Genomic DNA, 19,941 nt, shown 5'->3' on the forward strand with positions numbered 1-19,941 from the left:
CCTCACGGTCGGATCGACCGTGAGGGGGCCCCTCGCGGGAGTTCGCAGCTCCTTGAGGACCGCGCGTCAGTGGAAGGCGTGTTCCGGTGCGGGGAACTCGCCCCGGCGCACCTCGTCGGCGAAGGCCGCGGCCGCCCCGGAGAGCACCCCGGCGAGGTCGGCGTAGCGCTTGACGAACCGCGGTGCCCTGCCGCGGCGCAGCCCGGCCATGTCCTGCCAGACCAGCACCTGCGCGTCGCAGTCCGGACCGGCCCCGATCCCGACGGTGGGGATCTTCAGCTCGTGGGTGACGCGCTTGGCGACCTCCGCCGGAACCATCTCCATCACGACGGAGAACGCCCCGGCCTCCTGGAGGGCGAGCGCGTCGGCGACGAGCGCGTCACCCGCCGCACCACGGCCCTGGACGCGATAACCGCCCAGATTGTGCTCGCTCTGGGGAGTGAAGCCGATGTGCCCCATGACGGGGATACCGGCTCCGGTGAGCGCCTCGACGTGCGGGGCGAAGCGGCGGCCGCCTTCGAGTTTGACCGCGTGCGCGCGGCCCTCCTTCATGAACCGCACGGAGGTGGCGAGTGCCTGTTCGGGCGAGAGCTGGTAGGAGCCGAACGGCAGATCCGCCACCACCAGCGCCCGCTTCGTGGCCCTGGTCACGGCGCGGACCAGCGGCAACAGCTCGTCCACCGTCACCGGCAGCGACGTGTCGTAACCGAACACGTTGTTCGAGGCGGAGTCGCCGACCAGCAGGACGGGGATGCCCGCTTCGTCGAAAAGCTCGGCGGTATACATGTCGTAGGCGGTGAGCATCGGCCACGGCTCGCCGCGGTCCTTGAGCTCCTGCAGGTGGTGGATACGGACTTTCTTCACCGGTGCGCCGGTCCGCGGGCCGGTGCCGTAGGGAGCCGCCGTCTCGGTGTTCGCGGCGTCCTTCGAAGACTCTTGCCGACCGCCTGCGGGCAGCCCCTCGCCAGAGTGGTGAGACATCATCGTCGACCAACCTTCCCTCGAGGCCCTCATCGGGTCCCCGGGTCGTGGATCTGGAGTAATCAGCGTGACATCGTGGCGGGAGACGGCCCAAGCACCTGCGATGAGCTTCACACGGGGTGGTGACGATGTCTGAGGCGGAGGTGCCGCGCTGGCGGCGCAAGGCGGGCGGCGTCGTCGCCACCGTGGTGCAGTTGGGCGCCCTGATGTCGGTGCTGCTGCTGATCTGGGACGGAGGGCACACCGCGGTCCGCCGGATCGTGGCGCTGTTCAACCTGGTCAACATCCCGGTCGACTCGAACATCCTGATCGCGCTGGTGCTGTTCGTGCTGGGCGCGGCGCTGCGGCGGCGCAAGCGCGCGGCGCTGGACACGCTGATCCTGTTCCAGGTCGGCGGCCTGTTCATGACCGTCGGCTACCAGGCGACGCTGCTGTGGGCGCCGCAACTGCTCGCCCCGCAACGACGGCCCCGGTTCCTGCCGGTGCCGCTGATCGGCTTCACCATCGCCGAGGTGGTTTCGATCGCGCTGATCGTGTTCCTGATCGCGCTGCGGCCCGCGTTCCCCGCGCGGCTCGCCCCCGGCGCGTGGAAGCGTGCGCTGCTGGTCGGCGCGGTGGGCATGTCCGCGGTCATCCTCGGCGGGTGGGCGCTGGCCGAGTTCTTCCCCGGCACGCTGACCGGCACCGGGGACCGTTTCCTGTGGACGGCCAACCACGCCACGGGCGAGTTGCTCCAGTTGCGGCGGCTCGGCGTGCGGGAGGGCCCGCCCTGGCTGGATCTGCTGCTCGACCTCGGGGCCACCGCGGTGGCGGTGGCCACGCTGTACACGTTCTTCCGCGGGGTGCGCAGCCAGCGGCACCGCACCGACGAGGAAGAGCTGAGGCTGCGGTCACTGCTGGCGAAGTTCGGCGAGGACGACTCCCTCGGGTACTTCGCCACCCGCCGCGACAAGAGCGTCGTGTTCGCGCCGAACGGGCGTGCCGCCGTCACCTACCGCGTGCTCGGGGGCACGAGCGTGGCCAGTGCGGACCCCATCGGCGATCCGGAGGCGTGGCCTCAGGCCGTCGCGTCCTGGCTGGCCGAGGCGCACACCTACGGCTGGGCCGCCGGGGTGCTCGGGGCCAGCGAGCGGGGCGCGAAGGTGTACGCGCGCGCCGGGCTCAAGGCGCTCGAACTGGGGGACGAGGCGATCCTCGACATCCGCGAGTTCAGCCTGACCGGCCCGGAGCGGAAGTCCGTGCGCCAGGCGGTGAGCCGCATCGAGCGGGCGGGCTACACCGCGCGCGTCCGGCGGCACGCCGACATCTCACCCACTGAAATGGACGAACTGCTGGCGAGGGCCCAGCAGTGGCGCGGTGCCGAGACCGAGCGCGGCTTCTCGATGGCGCTGTCCCGCCTCGGCGATCCCAGTGACGGTCGTTGCGTCATGGTGGAGGCCTACGACGCCGCCGGTGTCCTTCGCGGGCTGCTCTCGTTCGTGCCGTGGGGGCGGCGTGGCCTGTCCCTGGACCTCATGCGCCGCGACCGCGACGCCGAGAACGGGCTGAACGAGTACATGGTCGCGAAGCTGGTCGAGCACGCCGGCGAGTTCGGCGCGCAGCGGATTTCGCTCAACTTCGCCATGTTCCGCGCGGTGTTCGCCGAAGGCGAGCGGATCGGGGCGGGCCCCGTGCTCCGTGCCTGGCGTGCCGTGCTGGGACTCGCGTCGCGCTTCTTCCAGCTCGAATCGCTGTACCGGTCCAACGCCAAGTACGGCCCGGACTGGGAACCGCGGTTCCTGTGCTACACCTCGGCGCGCCGCCTTCCCCGCATCGGTCTGGTCGCGGGTGCGCTCGAAGGTTTCCTCCCGGCGAGCCTGCGCTCGCGGCGGCGCGCCCTCTCCGCCGGCATCGTGAGCGACGACTTCCTCGACCGCGTCAGGGAGATCGACGCCGCCGCGCAGCGGGTGGAGCCCCGGCCGCTCCGGCGCCCGGAGCAGGTCCGGGTCCGCATCGCGAAGCTGGATCGCCTGCGGGACGCGGGAATCGACCCGTACCCCGTCGGCTTCGAGCGGGACACCGCGCTCGCCGAAATCACCCGCAAGTTCGGCACGCTGGGCCCGGACAGCCACACCGGGCACGAGGTGCGGGTGACCGGGCGGGTGGTGGCGATCCGCGATCTCGGCGGGTTGTGCTTCGCGCGCGTGCGCGACTTCAGCGGCGAGCTCCAGTTGATGCTGCTGGAGGATCAGCTCGACCTGTGGCGCGACGGCGTGGACCTGGGCGACCACGTCGGCGTGCGCGGCGAGGTGGTCACGTCCAAGCGCGGCGAGCTGTCGGTGCGGGTGGACCAGTGGACGGTGACCGCGAAGTGCCTGCATCCCTTGCCGGACAAGCGGAAGGGGCTGGCCGACCCGGAGACGCGGGTGCGGCAGCGGTACCTCGACCTGATGGTCAACCCCGACGCGGCGGGCATGCTGAAGCTGCGCAGCAAGGTGGTGCGGACGGTCCGGGAACGGTTGCACGCGAGGGAGTTCCTCGAGGTCGAGACCCCGATGCTGCAGACCGTCCACGGCGGGGCGAACGCACGCCCGTTCATCACCCACATCAACGCCTACGACATGCGGATGTACCTGCGGATCGCGCCGGAGCTGTACCTCAAACGGCTGTGCGTCGCGGGGGTCGAGCGGGTGTTCGAGCTCAACCGGAACTTCCGCAACGAGGGTGTGGACGCCACGCACAACCCCGAGTTCACCATGCTCGAGGCGTACCAGGCCTACGCGGACTACGACACCATGCGCACCCTGACCCGGGAACTGGTGCAGCAGGCCGCGGTGGCGGCGCACGGTGCGCCGGTGGTGCGGCGCCCCGACGTCGGCGAGATCGACATCTCGGGGGACTGGCCGGTCGTCACGGTGCACGACGCGGTGTCCGAGGCGCTGGGCGAGCGGGTCGAGCCGGGCAGCGAGGTGGAACGGCTGCGCGAGCTGTGCCGGGGCGCCGGTGTCCAGGCCGCGGAGGACGCCTCGCACGGCGACCTCGTGCTGAAGGCGTTCGAGCACCTGGTGGAACCCAGGACCGTCCAGCCGACCTTCTACACCGACTACCCCACCGAGGTGTCGCCGCTGACCCGTCAGCACCGGCGTGACCCGAGGCTGGCCGAGCGCTGGGACCTCATCGCGTTCGGCGCGGAGATCGGCACCGCCTACAGCGAGCTCACCGATCCGCTCGAACAGCGCCGCAGGCTGGAGGCGCAGTCCCTGCGGGCCGCCAGCGGGGACGTCGAGGCGATGGAACTGGACGAGGACTTCCTGCTCGCCCTCGAACACGGCATGCCCCCCACGGGAGGCCTGGGCCTGGGTATCGACCGGCTGCTGATGATGCTCACCGGAGCGTCCATCCGGCAGACCGTCCTCTTCCCGTTCGCCCGGCCCCGCGCCTGAGCGGTGGTCCCGGCCGCGGGGTTTGCCGGGTTTCCCGCCACATGCCGTTTTCCGTTCCCGCTGTCGGTGTGCTCCAAGGTTTCACCCAGAAAAACGGCAGAGACTTCAGGGCGTGAAAGCGGTCCACTGGCTGTTCGCCCTGCTGGCGCTGAATGCGGCGTGGGCCACCGATCTGTTCGTCCTGGGACACGGCTTCGAAAACCTCGGCGCGCACGGGGCGCTGCTCACCGCGCTGGGCAGGCTCACCGGGCTCTACGGGGCGCTCGCGCTGGTGCTGCAACTGGTGCTGATCTCACGGCTGCCGTGGCTGGAGACCCGCCTCGGCATGGACCGGCTCACCGCCTGGCACCGCTGGAGCGGGTTCTGGGTGCTGTGGCTGGTGATCGCGCACGTCGTGTTCATCACCCTCGGCTACGCGGGCCAGGACGGCAGCGGGGTGGTGTCCGAACTGGGCACGCTGGTCTTCGACACCGAGGACGTGCTCAAGGCCACGGTCGCCACACTCCTGCTGATCGCGGTCGCGGTCACCTCGGCTCGTCGCGCTCGTCGCCGGATGCGGTACGAGTCGTGGCATTTCGTGCACCTCTACGCCTATCTCGCGGTCGTGCTGGGCTTCCTGCACCAGGTGAGCATCGGGCAGGACTTCACCCAGGCGCCGATCGGGCGGTTCTACTGGTGGACGTTGTACGGGGTGGCGTTGGGGCTGGTGTTCGTCAGCCGGGCCGGCCTGCCGCTGTGGCGTAACTTCCGGCACCGGCTTCGCGTCGAGTCGGTGGTGCGGGAGAGCGACGACGTGGTCACGATCTGGATCGGCGGCCGCGATCTCGACCGGCTGCCCGCGCGGGCCGGGCAGTTCTTCCTGTGGCGGTTCGGGAACCGGTGGTGGGAGGCGCATCCGTACTCGCTGTCGGCGATGCCGGACGGTAACCACCTGAGGATCACGGTCAAGGCGCTCGGGGACGGCAGCGCGTGGCTGCAACGGATCCGGCCCGGGACCCGGGTGCTGGCCGAGGGACCGTACGGCGCCTTCACCGCGGATCGCCGGACCCGCAAGCGCGTCCTGCTCATCGCGGGCGGTGTCGGCGTGACGCCGATCCGGGCGCTGCTGGAGGAGTTCGCCTACGCGCGGGACGACATCGCGGTGATCTACCGGGCGAGCACGCCCCGCGACGCGGTGCTCGCCCACGAACTGGACTCACTCGCCCGCTGGTGCGGGGCGCGGTTGCACGTCGTGGTCGGCCGGTCCACCGCGGTCGGCCGGTACGGGCCGATGATGGGCCCCGGGCACCTCGCGGCGATGGTGCGCGACGTGCGGCGCCGCGACGTCTACGTCTGCGGCCCACCGGGCATGACCGAAGCCGTGCTGCAAACGCTTCACGAGCTTCGTGTTCCGGAATCCCAGTGTCACAGCGAGCGCTTCGCCTTCGCCGCCTAGGAGAAACTGTGCGCCGAGTTGTCATCGTCGTCCTGCTGACCATCGCCGGGCTTGTTCCGTTGCTGCGCTATCACCCGGCGTCCTCGCCGGCTTCGGCGTTGAGCGGCAACTCGACACCGGCGACGGAAGCGCCATTGTCTTCGCCGTCTCCGTCGACCTCCTCCAGCGCCCCGAAGTCCGCTCCGCCGAGCGGTGCGGGCGGCGGGGGCCGCAAGGTCGTCAACGGGTCCACTGTGGACACCGAGTACGGTCCGTACCAGGTGCAGGTCACCTTCGCCGGCAACAAGATCACCGACGTCAGGATCACCACCGAGCCCGACGACCGGCACAGCCAGCGCATCGCGAACAGTGCCGAACCCACCCTCCGCGAGGAGGCGCTGCAGGCGCAGAGCGCGCACATCGACACCGTGTCCGGGGCGACCACGACCAGCGAGGCTTACGCCGAGTCGCTGCAGGCGGCGATCGACCAGAGGGGCAACTGAGCCGATGCGGCGGGTCGCCCAGATCATGGGCATGCCGATCTCGGTGGAGGTGCCGCACGCCGAGGCCGCCGAACTGGTCTTCGACTGGCTGCGGGAGGTCGACCGCCGGTTCAGTCCCTTCCGCGAGGACAGCGAGGTCAGCCTCGGGACGGACAGTCCCGACATGGCGGAAATCCGCGCCCTGTGCGACGAATACGAACAACGCAGCGGCGGGGCCTTCCGCGCCCGGTTGCCCGGCAGGCCGTTCGACCCGTGCGGAGTGGTCAAGGGCTGGGCGGTGCAGCGGGCCGCCGACCGTCTCCGCGCCGAGGGCGTCGGTGAGTTCCTGCTCAACGCGGGCGGGGACGTGGTGGCGGCCGGGCGGGCCTGGTCGGTCGGCATCCAGCACCCGGACCACGCACACGAGGTGTGCGCCGTGTTCACCGTCCGCGACCAGGCGGTGGCCACCTCCGGCACCTACGAACGCGGCGAACACATCCTCGACGGCCGCACCGGCGAGCCGGTGCGGGACCTGCTGAGCCTCACCGTGATCGCCGGCGATCTGACCACCGCCGACGCCGTGTCCACGGCCGCGTTCGCGATGGGTGCCGAGGGCGTCGCCTGGGCCGATGCCCAGCCCGGTTGCCTGGTGTTCGCGGTGGACGCCGGGCGCCGCGTGCGGCGCTCCGCCGGGCTGACGAGAATGACCTCGTGAACGTACCCGTCGCTCCGAGGCTGCTGGTGGTCGAGGACGACCCGCAACTGCTCGTGATGCTCGAGGTCCTTCTGACCGAGGAGGGCTACCACGTCGAAACGGCCGCCGACGGCCAGCGCGGCCTGCACCTCGGGCTCACCCGTGAGTACGACGTGCTGCTGCTGGACCGCGGGCTGCCCGCGATCGACGGGCTCGACCTGCTCGCCCGCCTGCGGTTGCGCGGTGTGGTCACCCCGACACTGGTGCTGTCCGCACTGAGCAACCCCGCCGACCGGGTGGCCGGGCTCGACGCGGGCGCCGAGGACTATCTCGGCAAGCCGTTCGACGTCGACGAGCTGCTGGCCCGGCTGCGGGCGCTGCGCCGCCGCCACCTCGACGACGCTCGTTCGCTCCCCGTGCCGTCGGGCAGGCTCGAACTGGACAGCCGCTGCGTGATCCGGCCCGGTATCGGCCCGGTGCGGCTGTCGGAACGGGAATGCGACCTCCTCGCCACCCTCGCCACCCGGCCAGGGCACGTGTTCTCCCGGGCGCAACTGCTCGGGCTCGTGTTCGGCGAGGCCGAGAGCGAGGTGGTGGTGGACACCTACGTGCACTACCTGCGCCGCAAACTCGGCCGCAAGGTGGTGGACACCGTGCGGGGGCGGGGCTACCAGCTCGGGCGCGACCAATGAGCTGGCGCCGCGACGATTCGGACGACGCGCGGCTGATCCGGCGCACCATGCTGAGGATCGGTCTGCAGTCGGCCCTCGTGGTCGGGGCCACCGTGGTACTGCTGTGCGCGGTGGCGGTGCTGGTGGTGTTGCACAGCCAGCACGACGAACAGAACGCGACGCTCGCGACCGCGATCGCGCGGGCCGACGACGTGTCCGACCCGCCGGCGGGGACCTGGCTGGTGGTGCTGGCCCAGGGGCAGATACAGGCCACCTCGGGCCTGCCGCCCGGCCTGCCGGACGTCGCCGCCATCCAGCGGGTGCGGGCCGACGGGATCGCCACGACCGAGGACTTCAGGGTCGACCACGAGCGCGAGTACCGGGTCCGCACCGAACGCGCCGGGGACAAGGTGATCCAGGCGATCCTGGACCTGCGGCCCGCCCACATCGAGCGCAGCAGGCTGGTGCAGGCGCTGCTGATCTCCGGGGTGGCGGGACTGCTGCTGGCCGTGCTCACCGGGGCCTGGGTGGCCCGCCGGGCGGTCCTGCCCCTGGTCGGCGCGCTGGCCCTGCAACGCCGGTTCGTCGCCGACGCCAGTCACGAGCTGCGCACGCCGTTGACGCTGCTGAGCACCCGCGCGCAGATGCTGCGCAGGCGCCTGCGCGGCCAGCCCACCGAAGCCGACGTGAACGGCCTGGTCGAAGACGCCGGTGAGCTGGGCGCCATCCTCGAAGACCTCCTGCTGGCCGCGGATCCCCGCGAAAACGTGCCCCGGCAGCCGGTGGAGCTCGGCGCCCTCGTACGCCAGGCGGTGGACGCCGCCACCCCGGCCGCGACGGAACACGGAATCGAGCTGGTGGTGCTGGACGGGCCCGCACCGGTGTGGGTCTCCGGCTACGAGGCGGCCCTGCGGCGGGCGGTGAACGCCTTGCTGGACAACGGGGTCCGGCACGCCCACAGCCGCCTCCGGGTCGCACTCGGAGTGTCCGGCAGGCAGGTGCGCGTGGACGTCGCGGACGACGGGCCCGGCATCGACGCCGCCGTGCTGCCCAACCTGTTCACCCGCTTCGTCAAGGCCTCCGCGGACGCGGCGCCGGGGGAGCGGCGCCGCTACGGGCTCGGCCTGTCCCTGGTCAGTGAGATCGCCGCGCGGCACGGCGGGTCGGTCGCCGCGCGCAATCCGGACAGCGGGGGTGCGACGTTGTCGCTGTCGCTCCCGCTGCTGCGCAACGGCCAGGTTCCCGGCGTCGCTCAGGCGGACAACCGGTAGCCGACCCCTCTGAGGGTTTCGATGGTGTGCGTGCCGAACGGCACGTCGATCTTGCGGCGCAGGTAGCCGACGTAGACCTCGACCACGTTCTCGTCGCCGTCGTAGTGCGCGTCCCACACGTGCCTGAGGATCTCGTGCTTGCTCAGTGCCTCCCCGCGCCGCCGCACCAGGAACTCGAGCAGGCCGAACTCCCGCGCGGTCAGCTCGATCTTCGTCTGTCCTCTGTGGACAGTACGGGCGGCGGGGTCGACCCGCAGATCGCCGACGGTGAGCACGGCGGGCCGTTCCGGCGCGCCGCGCCGCAGCAACGCCCGCAGGCGGGCGACGAGAACCACGTAGGAGAACGGCTTGGTCAGATAGTCGTCGGCACCGAGGTCGAAGGCGTCCGCTTCGTCGTACTCGCCGTCCTTCGCGGTCAGGATCAGCACCGGGGTCCAGTTCTCCGCCGCGCGAAGGTTCTTCACCACCTCGTAGCCCGACATGCCGGGCAGCATGAGGTCCAGCACGATCACGTCGTAGGTGTGTTCGCTGGCCCGCCACAACCCGTCGGTGCCGGTGTGCACGACGTCCACCGTGAACCCTTCGGCGCGCAGGCCCTTGCGCAGGGTTTCGGCGAAGGCTGTCTCGTCCTCCACGACCAGGACACGCATCAGGCGGCGACCTCGAGCGGCAGTTCGATGCGGAAGTGCGCCCCGGGGTATTCCTCGTCGGCCACGTTCGCGTAGCGCGCACGCCCGCCGTGACGGGCCGCTATGCCCGCCACGATGGCCAGGCCCAGCCCGGTGGAGCCGCCCACCCGGCGCTGCCGCGAATCGTCCCGCCGCACGAACCGCTCGAAGATCCTTTCCTGGTCCGCCGGGGGCACCCCGGGCCCGTCGTCACTCACCTCGACCACCGCCATGCCGTCCATCGTGTACGTGCACACCCGGATCCGCCCGTGGGTGTGCTCGCGGGCGTTGTCCACCAGGTTCCGGATCGCGCGCCGCAGCTGAGCGGCGTTCCCGCGCACCTTCGCCGGCTCGGTGCGGATCTCCACCCGCAGTTTCACCCCGGCTCTGGCCCGTTCGGCCTCGGCGTGGGCGAGATCGTCCAGATCCACTTCGGTGCGGACCGGGTTGTCGGTCGCGTCGTCGGTCCGCGCCAGCAGCAGCAGGTCGTCGACCAGCTCCCGCAGCCTCGCCGTCTCCTGGGACACCACGCCGAGCAGTTCGCCGGTGCTCATCGTCTCCGGGTGGTGCTCGGACACCTCCAGTGCCGTGGTGATGGTATTCAACGGCGAGCGCAGCTCGTGACTGGCGTCCGCCACGAACCGGCGCTGCGCCTCCTGCGTGGAGGCCAACCGGTCGAGCATGCTGTTCAGCGTGGTGGCAAGGCGGTGCACCTCGTCGTTGCCCGGCGGCAGCCCCACCCGCAGGCTCAGGTCGCGGGTCGAGATCTCGGCCACCGTGCGCCGCATCTGCTCCACCGGCTTGAGCGCCGAGCCGACCGCCCGGTAGCCGGCGAGCGCCGAGATGGCCAGCATGGGGACCGCCGCGAGACACAGCAGCAGCGTCAGCCGGGTGGATGCCTCGGTCACCGGGGCCAGGGAGCGGGCCGAGATCACCGTGTACGGCCCGCCAGGGCCGTTGACGCCCCTGGCCACCAGCCGGTAGTCCTGCCTGCTGCCGTTGACCCTGATCGTCGTCGTCTCGACCACGTCCTGACCGGACACGGGACGCGCCGAGGTCAGCGCGGGGTAGCCGACGATCGCCGGATCGCTGGCCAAGGGCACGCCGTTCGCGTCGAGCACCTGGATCATCGAAGCGGAGTCGCCGGAGCTGGCGACGTCGGAGGGCGTGAGGTCACGCGTGCCCTGCTTGGCCAGCTCGTTCGCGACCTGCCGTCCCGCGCTGCGGGCGTCCTGCGTGGTCGCCTTGTCCAGCGACCAGCTGAGCAGGACGACCACCATGACATTGGCCAGCGCCAGTGCCAGCGTCAGCACGACGACCGCGATCAGGGTGGTGCGGGCGCGCACACCGGAGCGAGGAAGGCGAATCGTCACCAGTGCAGGGTAAGGACCGGCGACGAGGTCACCGGCGATGCCCGAACCTCACGCCGCTCAGGCGCTCCCGGCGGAGCGCGCTCACCTCGGCCAGCGCCAGGGGCTTCGGGGGCTCACCGAGCACCCATTCCAGCAGCAGATCCGCCAGCGCGGGGTTGCGCGCCAGCACGGGTCCGTGCAGGTAGGTGGCCAGAATGTGCCCGGTGCGGGCGCCTTCGGAGCCGGAGCCGTCGCCGTTGCCCACCCCGCGGACCACCTCGCCCAGCGGTGCGCTGCCCGGGCCGAGGGTGGTGGTGCCCTGGTGGTTCTCGAAACCGGTCAGCGGCTCGTCGCCGAGGAGCGAATCGACCCGGGCCACCACCTCGCCCACCGCGCGCCGCTCACCCGGCCGGGTGGTCGCGTCGAGCAGGCCGAGCCCCTCGTGCTCGACGCCACCCGAGGTGACGAAGGAGGTACCGAGCACCTGGAATCCCGCGCACACCCCGACCACGACGGCGCCGCGCGCGGCGGCCTCCTGCAAGCCCCGGTGGGCACGCAGGTGCGTGGCGGCGAGCGCCTGCGCCTCGTCCTCGCCACCGCCGAGGAGGTACAGGTCGAGCGAGGAGGGCACGGGTTCGCCGAGCTTGACCGGGACGATCGTGGCGGGCACGCCACGCCATTCGAGCCGCTTGCTCAGCACGGTCGCGTTGCCGGAGTCGCTGTAGGTGCCCAGCACGTCGGGGAGCACCAGGCCCAGCCGGACCTCGGAGTCGCCGCTCATGCTCTCAACCTTGCGTTGACATCCCGGAAGGCGGTGTAGTTGGCCACCAGGTCGACCTCACTGGACTCGATGCCCTGCAGCGCGTCGAGCGGGTCCTTCAGCGTGATGTGCGGGACCTCGGCGTAGGTCAGGCGCACGGCCACGTCGGTGGCCCGCTCGCCGGACGCCACCACGGATCGCCCGCGCAGCCGCTCGAAGGGCACGTCCCACAGCCAGGAGGTGTCCCGGCCGTCGGCCTCCTGGCTGTTCACCGCGATGACCACGGGAACACCCTGATCCAGCATCGGCAGCGTCTCGTTCCAGCCCGCCGGGTTCTTCGCCAGCAGCAGCCGCACCGCGTGCCCGTCCACGTTCACCCGCCGGTACCGCCCGGCCACGTTGGTGATCGAGCGCAACCGGTCGGCCGCGAGTTCCGGGGGAACGCCCAGCTCGGCGGCCGTGGCCAGGGCGATGGCCGCGTTGGCCGCGTTCGCCCGGCCGGGCAGCTGCAGTTCCAGCGGGATCGTGCTGCCGTCGGCCGCCACGAGGTTCTTGTCCACCAGCGACCAGGCGGGCTCGGGCCGCGAGAACCCGCACACGCAGCTCCAGTGCGACCCCTCGTGCCGGATGGCCTGGCCGCAGCGGGCGCACGAGGCGGAGTCGTCACGCCACTCCTGGCCCGCGCTGACCCACACCGCCCGGCTCGCGCCGAGCGCGGCGGAGGTGACCAGCGTGTCGTCGCAGTTGGCGATCACGGTCGTGTCCGGCAGGCGTGTGATCGCGGCCCGCAGCTCGCGCTCGGTGGCCCGCACCTCGCCCACGCGGTCGAGCTGGTCCCGGCTGAGATTGAGCAGCACCAGACAGGCGGGCTGGATCCGCTCGGCGACCCACGGAACGTAGGTTTCGTCGACTTCGAGGACGGCGTACGGGGCATCAGGCCGCTTCGCCAGCGCCGAAAGCACGCCGTCGGGCATGTTCGCGCCGTCGCCGTTCGCGGCCACCGGACCGAGGGTCTCCAGCAGCCTGCTGATCATCAGTGAGGTGGTGGTCTTGCCGTTGGTCCCGGTCACCAGTACGACCTTGCGGCCCTGGCCGAGCCGTCGCAACGCGTCCGGGTCCAGCATCAATGCCGCACGGCCGCCGATCACGCCACCGTTGCCGAGCTTGCTCAGCCGCGAGGCCGCGGCGGCGAGCCTGCCCGCCGCGATCGCCGTCCGCGTGCGGAGGGGCAACCCCCGCGCGCTCGCCACAGCGAGGGTATGACCGGGCCCGGCCGGGGACCCCAGGCTCATCTCCTGGTGGTTCACCATGTCCGCAGCGCACTCCTTCACGTACCGGGGGTCGGGACTGGTCGCCGACACCGTGCGCGCTGAACGCTGTGAGGACCCTGAGAAACGCGCTGCAGGGGCGGCCCCGACCTGCGTGAATCGTAGATCTGTCGGTACCCGGTGCGACGATGTTCACACCGCTGTGGCGGTCATTCATCCCCGAAAGAAGGAAGCGACATGCCCGGTTACGTGCGTCCCATCGCCGACGAGCGCGACGGCCTGCTGGCCTTTCTCGCCCAGCAGCGGCTGGTGCTGCGCACCGCCGCACACGGGCTGACCGACGAGCAGGCGCGCTCGGCGCCGAGCCGGAGCGCGCTGAGCGTGGGCGGTCTGGTCAAACACGTGACCTTCACCGAGCGGGGCTGGATGGACACGGTCCGGCAACGGAGACCACCCGGCTCGGCCGAGGAGCGGTCCGCGGCCTCCCTGGAGAACTTCCGCATGGGCGCGGACGAGACGCTGGAGGAGTTGCTGGCCCGGTACGACGAGGTCGCCAGGGAGACCGAGGAGACGGTGGCCGGGATCGAGGACCTCGGCCTGCCGGTCCCGGTGCCGCCCGGCGCCGGGTGGCTCCCGCGGGATGTGGACGCCTGGTCGGTCCGGTGGGTCCTGTTCCACCTCATCGAGGAAACCGCACGCCATGCGGGACACGCCGACATCGTGCGCGAGCATCTCGACGGGGCCACCGCGTTCGGGCTGCTGGCCGCCGCCGAGGGCTGGCCGGAGTCACCCTGGCTGAAGCCCTGGCGCCCCGCTGACCGTGTGGGGCAACCGGCTTCGCCCCTTCGAAGGACCCTCTAGAACAGGGTCGGCTCGACCGCCGGTGCGCCCTCGATGAGCAGCATGCGGCGCTTGGTGTCCACGCCCCCGGGGGCGGAGAAACCGCCCATTTTGCCGCCTGCGGCGAGCACACGGTGGCAGGGCACCACGATGGGCACGGGGTTGCGCCCCAGCGCCTGCCCGACGGCCTGTGCCGAACCGGGCAGGCCCAGCCGGGTGGCCACCTCCCCGTAGGTGAGGGTGCTGCCCGGTGGGATCGTGCGGGCCAGTTCGTAGACCCTGAGGTGGAACTCCGGCACGCCTTCGAGGTCGACGGGGAGGTCGGCCAGGTCGCGGGGTTCCCCGCGCAGGAGGGCCACGATGTCCTCGATGCCCTGGCGAATGGGGGCCGGTGGTGGTTGTGCGGCACTGGCCTCGGCGGCGCCCGGGAACCGCGCACGGAGCCGGGCGCGGGTTCTGGCGGCGCCGCCCTCGGGGAGCCGCACGCTGACCACACCGCGGTCGTTCCAGGCGATCCCGCAGTGCCCGATCGCGGTGGCGAACACCGCGAACCCTTGAGCCGTCATGATCGCTCAATTCTCGGGCACCAGGCAGAACGGGTGCCCCTCGGGGTCGGTGAGCACCGTCCAGCCGGCGCCGCCCGGCTGGAACTCCGGTTTGGCGGCCCCGAGCGCGAGCAGCTCCCGCTCGGCGGCCGCCGGATCCGGGACGGTGAAGTCGAGGTGGAAGTGCTTGGCGTCGTCCGGCCAGGCGGGGGAGCGGTATCCGGGCACCCGCTGGAAGCCGAGCTGGACCGGCCCGCCATCGCCGAGGTAGGCGCTGTCCTCGTCGGCGGAAGTGATCTTCCAGCCGGTGGCGGTCCGGTAGAACTCGGCCAGTGCGGACGGGTCGGCGCAGTCGATCACGATGGTGGAGAGGGTGACGCTCATCGGGTACTCCTGATTCGCTGGGAATTGCTGCCAGTGCAGCGTGCCCGGAGACGGCACCGCGGGTCTTGAAGATTCTTGCCGCGGGTTTTTGTCGTACCCCGGACGTAGCCTGCGCGTATGCGCAGCGCTGTCGAGTTGGCCGCCCGGCCGGATTTCGCCGTGCGCACCGTGTTCTGCCGGGATGATCATCGGGGTTGGTCGGCGGCGGAACACCGCACGGAATACAACCTGGTCCTGGTGCGCCGCGGCCGGTTCCGCCGCCGTATCGCGGGTGTGGTGACCGACGTCGACACGACGGTCGGTTATGTCAGCCTGCCCGGGGACGAGGAGCATTTCGCGCATCCGGCGGGCGGGGACGTGTGCACCGCGGTCAGCTACAGCGGCCGGTTGTGGTGGTCGGTGGCCGGGGAGGACCACCGCCCCGAACTGTATGTCGACGCCGCGCTCGAGTTCGCGCACCGGCGGTTTCTCGCCGCCGCCGGTATCGGGGACACCGATTTCGCGCTGGCCGAAACCCTGGTCACCCTGCTGGGAGTCGCGCTCCGCCGCACCGTCGAGATGCGCGCGGCGGACCGGGTACTGGTGTCCCGGGCGCGGGAGGCGATCCTCGAGGACCATCCGGCCTCGGCCGGACTGCTGCCGCTTTCGACCCTGCTGTCGGTGTCGCCGTACCGGCTCAGCCGCGCGTTCTCGCGGCACCTCGGCACGTCGCTGACCCGCTACCGCAACCGGGTCCGTGTCGGGCGCGCACTGGACCGGCTGGAAGCGGGCGAACCGAACCTCGCCGTGCTGGCCGCCGACCTCGGCTTCGCCGACCAGGCGCACCTGACCAGGACGGTGCGTGAGCACGTCGGGCACACCCCGGCCGCCCTGCGGCACCTGCTCGCCCAAGCCGGTCCGTGATGGAGCAAGGGATGTTTACTCCAGTTCGGCCGTGCCGTAGTAAAGGTCCCTTGCTCCGGACCGGCTCCCGTCAGCGCTGGTCGCCCTCGCGCCAGCCATTGGTGATCGGCAGGCGCCGGTCGCGGCCGAAGGCCTTGAAGGTGATCTTCGTGCCGATCGGGTACTGCCGCCGCTTGTACTCGGCCCGGTCCACCATCCGCAGCACCCGGTCGATCGTCTCCGGCTCGAAACCGGCCGCGAGCAGGTCGCCGTATCCGCGGTCGCCCTCGATGTAGTCGTCGAGGATGTCGTCCAGCAATGCGTAATCGGGCAGGGAGTCGGTGTCGAGCTGCCCTGGCCGCAGCTCCGCCGACGGCGGTTTCGTGATCGAGTTCTCCGGGATGGGCGGCGTTTCACCGCGCTTTTCGGCCTCCGCGTTGCGCCAGCGCGCCAGCTCCCAGACGTGCCGCTTGAACACGTCCTTGATCGGGGCGAACCCGCCGACGGCGTCGCCGTAGATCGTCGAATACCCGACCGCGAGCTCGGTCTTGTTCCCGGTCGCCAGCACCAGATGGCCCTCCAGATTGGACAGAGCCATCAGCAGCATCCCCCGGACCCTGGCCTGGATGTTCTCCTCGGCGAGCCCGGTTCCGGCGAGCTTCAACTGGTTGACGTACACCTCCACCATGTCCTCGACCGGTTCGGTCCGGAAATGGCAGCCAAGGCGCCGCGCCAGCTCGGCGGCGTCCTCCCGGGAGTGCGCCGACGAGTACTTCGACGGCATCGACACGCCGTAGACCGCGTCCGCGCCCAGCGCGTCCACCGCCAGTGCCGCCGTCACCGCCGAGTCGATACCGCCGGAGAAACCGAACAGCACCGAGCGGAACCCGTTCTTCCGGACGTAGTCGCGCAGCCCGACGACCAGCGCCGACCACACTTCGGCCTCGTCCGACAGCGGTTCGCTGATGGGCGCTTCGGGCAGCGGCTCGTACGGCGAGGCCGACTCGGTGCCCAGCACACGCCGCCGCACCTTCAGCCCGGCGAACTCGCCCTCGGCGGAATGCCCGCCCGCGGGCAGGTCCAGATCCACCACCAGCAGGTGCTCGACGAACTGGGGCGCCCGTCCCAGCAGATCGCCGTTCGCGCCCACGACGATCGAGTCGCCGTCGAAGACCAGGTCGTCCTGGCCACCCACGAGGTTCGCGTACACCAGCGGCGCGCCGGCCTCCGCGGCACGGCGGGCGACCAGCGGCAGGCGGATGTCGTCCTTGGAGCGTTCGTACGGCGACGCGTTCGGCGCCACCACGAGATCCACCCCGGCCTGGCCCAGCGCCGTCACCGGCCCGCCGTCCTGCCAGATGTCCTCGCAGATCACCATGCCGATGTCGAGGCCATGGAGCCGCACGACGTCCAGCGTCTGCCCCGCCTTGAACCAGCGATGCTCGTCGAACACGCCGTAGTTGGGCAGGTGGTGCTTGAACTGCCGCGCCACCACCTCGCCGCGGTACAGGGCCGCGGCAGCGTCGCGCGGGCCGGCCTCGTCGAGGTCCAGATAGCCGACGTAGACCAGCAGATCACCACAACCGGCCTCGACCAGCCTGCCCGCCAGATCGTCGACCGCCTGACGGGAAGCCTGCGCGAAGGTCGAACGCAGGGAGAGGTCCTCGACGGGGTAGCCGGTCAGCGACATCTCGGGGAACACCACGACATGGGCCCGTGCGTCGAGGGCCTGGCGTGCCCAGTCGAGGTGCAGCCGGGTGTTGCCCGCGATGTCCCCGACGGTCGAGTTGATCTGCGCGAGCGCGATCCGTAGTTGCGGCATAGGCACATTCTCACCCACACACCGGCTCCCGACGACCGAATGTGCCCAACCGCGCTCCGGCCGGTTTCTGGAGCAAAGAATGTTTGCTACGGCTCCCTGCACCGAGCACCCATAGCAAATCCACCTTGCTCCAGAGACACCGCCCGCGGGTCAGCTCTTCTTGCGGCGCAGCAGGTTGCGCACCTGGTTCAGCGTCTGCTCGAAGTTCGAGTCGAACGGGCTGTCGTGCACCAGGTAGGTCCAGGTCGAGCTGGGCCGACGAACCCCGGAGGCGGCGAGGTCGAGGCCCTTTTCGGTGAACTCGGCTTCCTCGAAGCTCTTGACCGACCGCTCCTCGATGGTGGGGATGATCTTGCGGAACTCGGGGATCGCGACCCGGTGGAACTCGTCCAGCGGCGTTTCCCTGGCCAGCGCGCGAAGGTGGATGCTCTCGCGCACGTCGGTCAGGAACGCCAGGTGATCCGACCACAGCTGGTCGAGGTGGTAGAGCATGATCTCCCGGCAGGCCTGGACCAGTCCCTCCTCACCGAGCTGCTCTTCGAGCTCCTCGTAGCGCTTCTCCGCCGCCTCCTTGAGCTTCTCGGCCGCGAGCGGGGTCCGGAGCAGCTTGTCGCGGTGCTTCAGCAGTTCGGTGCGCTGGTGTTCGATCAGCCGGGTGTAGCGCCAGGTGTTGCGGTGGATCTCCAGATGCACGCCCTCCGCCACGCGCTGCGCGTGGTTGATCTGCCGCTGGGCAGCCGGGTCGGTGATCTCACCGGTCTCGTCGTCGGCCTGGATACCGTCGGGCACGTCCGGCGCGTACGACAGCACCAGGTCGTCGTTGAGGCTCGCGAAGAACACCGCGCTGCCCGGGTCGCCCTGGCGGCCGGACCGCCCGCGCAACTGGCCGTCGAGCCGGCTGCTCGGATACCGCGCGGTGCCGATCACGTGCAGCCCGCCCAGTTCGGCGACCCGTTCGCGGTCCTTGCCGTCGGCACCGCCCAGCCGGATGTCCGTACCCCGCCCGGCCATCTGCGTCGACACCGTCACCGCGCCGTACTTGCCCGCCTCGGCGATGATCTCCGCCTCCTCGGCGTCGTTGCGGGCGTTGAGGACCACACACGGCAGGTCGACCTTGGCCAGCTTTTCCGCCAGCTCCTCCGATTCGGCCACGTCCTGGGTGCCGACCAGGATCGGACGGCCCGTCTCGTGCACCTTCCGGATCTCCGCCTCGATCGCCCGCAGCTTGTGCGACGGTGAGGCGAAGATGCGGTCCGGTTCGTCGACGCGGATGTTGGGCTTGTTCGGCGGGATCACCGCCACCTCGAGCCGGTAGAACTCGCGCAGTTGCTCGGCAACCGCCACCGCGGTCCCGGTCATGCCCGCGACCTGCGGGTACCGGGCCAGCAGTGCCTGCACGGTGATCGAGTCGAGGATCTCCCCGCGGTCCGTGGCAGGCAGTTGCTCCTTCGCCTCGACCGCGGCCTGCAGGCCGTCCGGCCAGCGCTGCAGTTCGGCCACCCGGCCCCGCGAGGCGTTGATCAACTGCACCTTGCCGTCACGGACCAGGTAGTCCACGTCGCGCGTGAGCAGCGCGTGCGCGTGCAGCGCGACGTTCACCGCCGCCAGCCGTTCGGCACCCGACTCGCCGTAGAGATCGATACCGCCCAGCGCCTTCTCCACCACGGACGCACCGGCCGTGGTCAGCCAGGCGTTCCGGCCGTCGCTGTCGGTCTCGTAGTGCAGGCCGAGGCGCAGCCGCCGCACCACGTTGGCCACTTCCACGTCGGCCACCGCGGCGTCCACCGAACCCGCCATCACCAGCGGCACCCTGGCCTCGTCCACCAGCACCGAGTCCGCCTCGTCGATGATGGCCACCTCGGGCTCCGGCTGGACCAGGTCTTCCACCCGTGAGACCAGCCGGTCCCGCAGCACGTCGAAGCCGATCTCACTGACCGCACCGTAGGTGACCTCGCAGCCGTAGGACTCGCGCCGCTCCTCGCGGGTCAGCGACGGCTCCACCCAGCCGACGGACACTCCGAGCAGCCGGTAGACCGGGCCCATCCACTCGGCATCCCGTCGAGCGAGGTAGTCGTTGACGGAGATGACGTGCACGGACTTGCCCTGCAGCGCGTAGCCCGCCGCGGCCAGCGCGCCCGCGAGGGTCTTGCCCTCACCGGTTTCCATCTGCACGACGTGTCCGGTGAGCAGACCCATGGTGCCCAGCAGCTGCACGTCGAAGGCGCGTTCGTCCAGCGCCCGGCGCGCTGCCTCGCGGCCCAGCGCGCACACCTCGATCAACTGGTCGTCGCCGAACTCCGCTTCCCGGCGCAGCTTCGCCGCGCGCTCGGTCAGTTCGGCGTCGGTGAGTTTCTCCAGTTCGGGCTCGAGTTCGCCGATCGCCGGGAGCAGTGCTTCGTACCGGGTCAGCTCGATGCTGGCCGGGCGTTCGATGAGCCTGCGGAGGCGCTTGCCCATCCGGCTGATCAGTGCTGGCACCCCTGGT

17 protein-coding genes are annotated in these 19,941 nt (G+C 70.9%); 8 read left to right on the forward strand and 9 right to left on the reverse strand.

The window, feature by feature from the left end; all coding sequences use genetic code 11:
• Positions 1–66: 66 nt before the first annotated feature.
• A complete protein-coding gene (panB, locus tag FNH05_RS06245; protein WP_425458417.1) occupies positions 67–984 on the reverse strand; it encodes a 3-methyl-2-oxobutanoate hydroxymethyltransferase in 918 nt (305 codons plus the stop codon).
• A gap of 125 nt (positions 985–1,109) precedes the next feature.
• Here panB and lysX point away from each other — a divergent pair, with 125 nt between their 5' ends.
• The 6 genes from lysX to FNH05_RS06275 all read left to right on the forward strand — a co-directional run bounded on the left by lysX (position 1,110) and on the right by FNH05_RS06275 (position 8,935).
• Positions 1,110–4,403 (forward strand): bifunctional lysylphosphatidylglycerol synthetase/lysine--tRNA ligase LysX, encoded by a 3,294-nt coding sequence (gene lysX / locus FNH05_RS06250; protein WP_144586316.1) that lies wholly within the window; start codon positions 1,110–1,112, stop codon positions 4,401–4,403.
• A 112-nt stretch (positions 4,404–4,515) separates the two neighbouring features.
• On the forward strand, positions 4,516–5,838 hold the full coding sequence (locus FNH05_RS06255) for a ferredoxin reductase family protein (protein ID WP_144586317.1): 1,323 nt from the start codon (positions 4,516–4,518) through the stop codon (positions 5,836–5,838).
• 8 nt (positions 5,839–5,846) lie between these two features.
• Positions 5,847–6,320 (forward strand): FMN-binding protein, encoded by a 474-nt coding sequence (locus FNH05_RS06260; RefSeq protein WP_144586318.1) that lies wholly within the window; start codon positions 5,847–5,849, stop codon positions 6,318–6,320.
• 4 nt (positions 6,321–6,324) lie between these two features.
• Positions 6,325–7,014, forward strand: a complete 690-nt coding sequence (locus tag FNH05_RS06265) for an FAD:protein FMN transferase (RefSeq protein WP_144586319.1) — start codon at positions 6,325–6,327, stop codon at positions 7,012–7,014.
• Positions 7,011–7,685, forward strand: a complete 675-nt coding sequence (locus tag FNH05_RS06270) for a response regulator transcription factor (RefSeq protein WP_144586320.1) — start codon at positions 7,011–7,013, stop codon at positions 7,683–7,685. The genes FNH05_RS06265 and FNH05_RS06270 overlap by 4 nt, the downstream gene beginning before the upstream one ends.
• Positions 7,682–8,935: a sensor histidine kinase gene (locus FNH05_RS06275; RefSeq protein WP_144586321.1), complete on the forward strand. Its 1,254-nt coding sequence runs from the start codon at positions 7,682–7,684 to the stop codon at positions 8,933–8,935. Before FNH05_RS06270 ends, FNH05_RS06275 begins: the two co-directional genes overlap by 4 nt.
• Here FNH05_RS06275 and FNH05_RS06280 read toward each other — a convergent pair.
• The 4 genes from FNH05_RS06280 to FNH05_RS06295 are packed head-to-tail and all read right to left on the reverse strand — an operon-like array spanning position 8,917 to position 13,025.
• Positions 8,917–9,585, reverse strand: coding sequence for a response regulator transcription factor (locus FNH05_RS06280; protein WP_144586322.1), 669 nt, complete (start codon positions 9,583–9,585; stop codon positions 8,917–8,919). The genes FNH05_RS06275 and FNH05_RS06280 overlap by 19 nt on opposite strands.
• Positions 9,585–10,976, reverse strand: coding sequence for a sensor histidine kinase (locus FNH05_RS06285; RefSeq protein WP_246127561.1), 1,392 nt, complete (start codon positions 10,974–10,976; stop codon positions 9,585–9,587). Before FNH05_RS06285 ends, FNH05_RS06280 begins: the two co-directional genes overlap by 1 nt.
• A gap of 28 nt (positions 10,977–11,004) precedes the next feature.
• A complete protein-coding gene (locus FNH05_RS06290) occupies positions 11,005–11,736 on the reverse strand; it encodes a type 1 glutamine amidotransferase (protein WP_144586323.1) in 732 nt (243 codons plus the stop codon).
• Positions 11,733–13,025, reverse strand: coding sequence for a MurT ligase domain-containing protein (locus FNH05_RS06295; protein WP_342781535.1), 1,293 nt, complete (start codon positions 13,023–13,025; stop codon positions 11,733–11,735). The genes FNH05_RS06290 and FNH05_RS06295 overlap by 4 nt, the downstream gene beginning before the upstream one ends.
• A gap of 195 nt (positions 13,026–13,220) precedes the next feature.
• Between FNH05_RS06295 and FNH05_RS06300 the strand changes: the two genes are divergently transcribed.
• Positions 13,221–13,844: a DinB family protein gene (locus FNH05_RS06300; protein WP_144586324.1), complete on the forward strand. Its 624-nt coding sequence runs from the start codon at positions 13,221–13,223 to the stop codon at positions 13,842–13,844.
• Here FNH05_RS06300 and FNH05_RS06305 read toward each other — a convergent pair.
• Together FNH05_RS06305 and FNH05_RS06310 are read right to left on the reverse strand one after the other, a co-directional pair.
• On the reverse strand, positions 13,841–14,389 hold the full coding sequence (locus FNH05_RS06305) for a methylated-DNA--[protein]-cysteine S-methyltransferase (protein ID WP_144586325.1): 549 nt from the start codon (positions 14,387–14,389) through the stop codon (positions 13,841–13,843). The two genes, FNH05_RS06300 and FNH05_RS06305, sit on opposite strands and share 4 nt — an antisense overlap.
• 6 nt (positions 14,390–14,395) lie before the next feature.
• The gene (locus FNH05_RS06310) at positions 14,396–14,752 is read right to left on the reverse strand and encodes a VOC family protein (RefSeq protein ID WP_144586326.1); all 357 of its coding nucleotides are present in this window, start codon (positions 14,750–14,752) and stop codon (positions 14,396–14,398) included.
• 117 nt (positions 14,753–14,869) lie between these two features.
• Between FNH05_RS06310 and FNH05_RS06315 the strand changes: the two genes are divergently transcribed.
• Positions 14,870–15,655 carry a helix-turn-helix domain-containing protein gene (locus FNH05_RS06315; RefSeq protein ID WP_144586327.1) on the forward strand — a complete coding sequence of 262 codons (786 nt, stop codon included), beginning with the start codon at positions 14,870–14,872 and terminating at the stop codon, positions 15,653–15,655.
• A 70-nt stretch (positions 15,656–15,725) separates the two neighbouring features.
• Here FNH05_RS06315 and FNH05_RS06320 read toward each other — a convergent pair whose 3' ends face one another.
• Positions 15,726–17,456 carry an NAD+ synthase gene (locus FNH05_RS06320; RefSeq protein WP_144586328.1) on the reverse strand — a complete coding sequence of 577 codons (1,731 nt, stop codon included), beginning with the start codon at positions 17,454–17,456 and terminating at the stop codon, positions 15,726–15,728.
• A 150-nt stretch (positions 17,457–17,606) separates the two neighbouring features.
• Positions 17,607–19,934, reverse strand: coding sequence for an accessory Sec system translocase SecA2 (gene secA2, locus FNH05_RS06325; protein ID WP_144586329.1), 2,328 nt, complete (start codon positions 19,932–19,934; stop codon positions 17,607–17,609).
• Between the last annotated feature and the right edge of the window lie 7 nt (positions 19,935–19,941).

The organism is Amycolatopsis rhizosphaerae, from assembly GCF_007713715.1.
GTDB lineage: Bacteria > Actinomycetota > Actinomycetes > Mycobacteriales > Pseudonocardiaceae > Amycolatopsis_E > Amycolatopsis_E rhizosphaerae.

Excerpts from the sequence above, each read along its gene's own strand:
- panB (WP_425458417.1), bottom strand. The coding sequence starts at position 984 with ATGATGTCTCACCACTCTGGCGAGGGGCTGCCCGCAGGCGGTCGGCAA.
- lysX (WP_144586316.1), top strand. The coding sequence starts at position 1,110 with ATGTCTGAGGCGGAGGTGCCGCGCTGGCGGCGCAAGGCGGGCGGCGTC.
- FNH05_RS06265 (WP_144586319.1), top strand. The coding sequence starts at position 6,325 with ATGCGGCGGGTCGCCCAGATCATGGGCATGCCGATCTCGGTGGAGGTG.
- FNH05_RS06275 (WP_144586321.1), top strand. The coding sequence starts at position 7,682 with ATGAGCTGGCGCCGCGACGATTCGGACGACGCGCGGCTGATCCGGCGC.
- FNH05_RS06280 (WP_144586322.1), bottom strand. The coding sequence starts at position 9,585 with ATGCGTGTCCTGGTCGTGGAGGACGAGACAGCCTTCGCCGAAACCCTG.
- FNH05_RS06290 (WP_144586323.1), bottom strand. The coding sequence starts at position 11,736 with ATGAGCGGCGACTCCGAGGTCCGGCTGGGCCTGGTGCTCCCCGACGTG.
- FNH05_RS06295 (WP_342781535.1), bottom strand. The coding sequence starts at position 13,025 with ATGGTGAACCACCAGGAGATGAGCCTGGGGTCCCCGGCCGGGCCCGGT.
- FNH05_RS06300 (WP_144586324.1), top strand. The coding sequence starts at position 13,221 with ATGCCCGGTTACGTGCGTCCCATCGCCGACGAGCGCGACGGCCTGCTG.
- FNH05_RS06305 (WP_144586325.1), bottom strand. The coding sequence starts at position 14,389 with ATGACGGCTCAAGGGTTCGCGGTGTTCGCCACCGCGATCGGGCACTGC.
- FNH05_RS06310 (WP_144586326.1), bottom strand. The coding sequence starts at position 14,752 with ATGAGCGTCACCCTCTCCACCATCGTGATCGACTGCGCCGACCCGTCC.
- FNH05_RS06315 (WP_144586327.1), top strand. The coding sequence starts at position 14,870 with ATGCGCAGCGCTGTCGAGTTGGCCGCCCGGCCGGATTTCGCCGTGCGC.
- FNH05_RS06320 (WP_144586328.1), bottom strand. The coding sequence starts at position 17,456 with ATGCCGCAACTACGGATCGCGCTCGCGCAGATCAACTCGACCGTCGGG.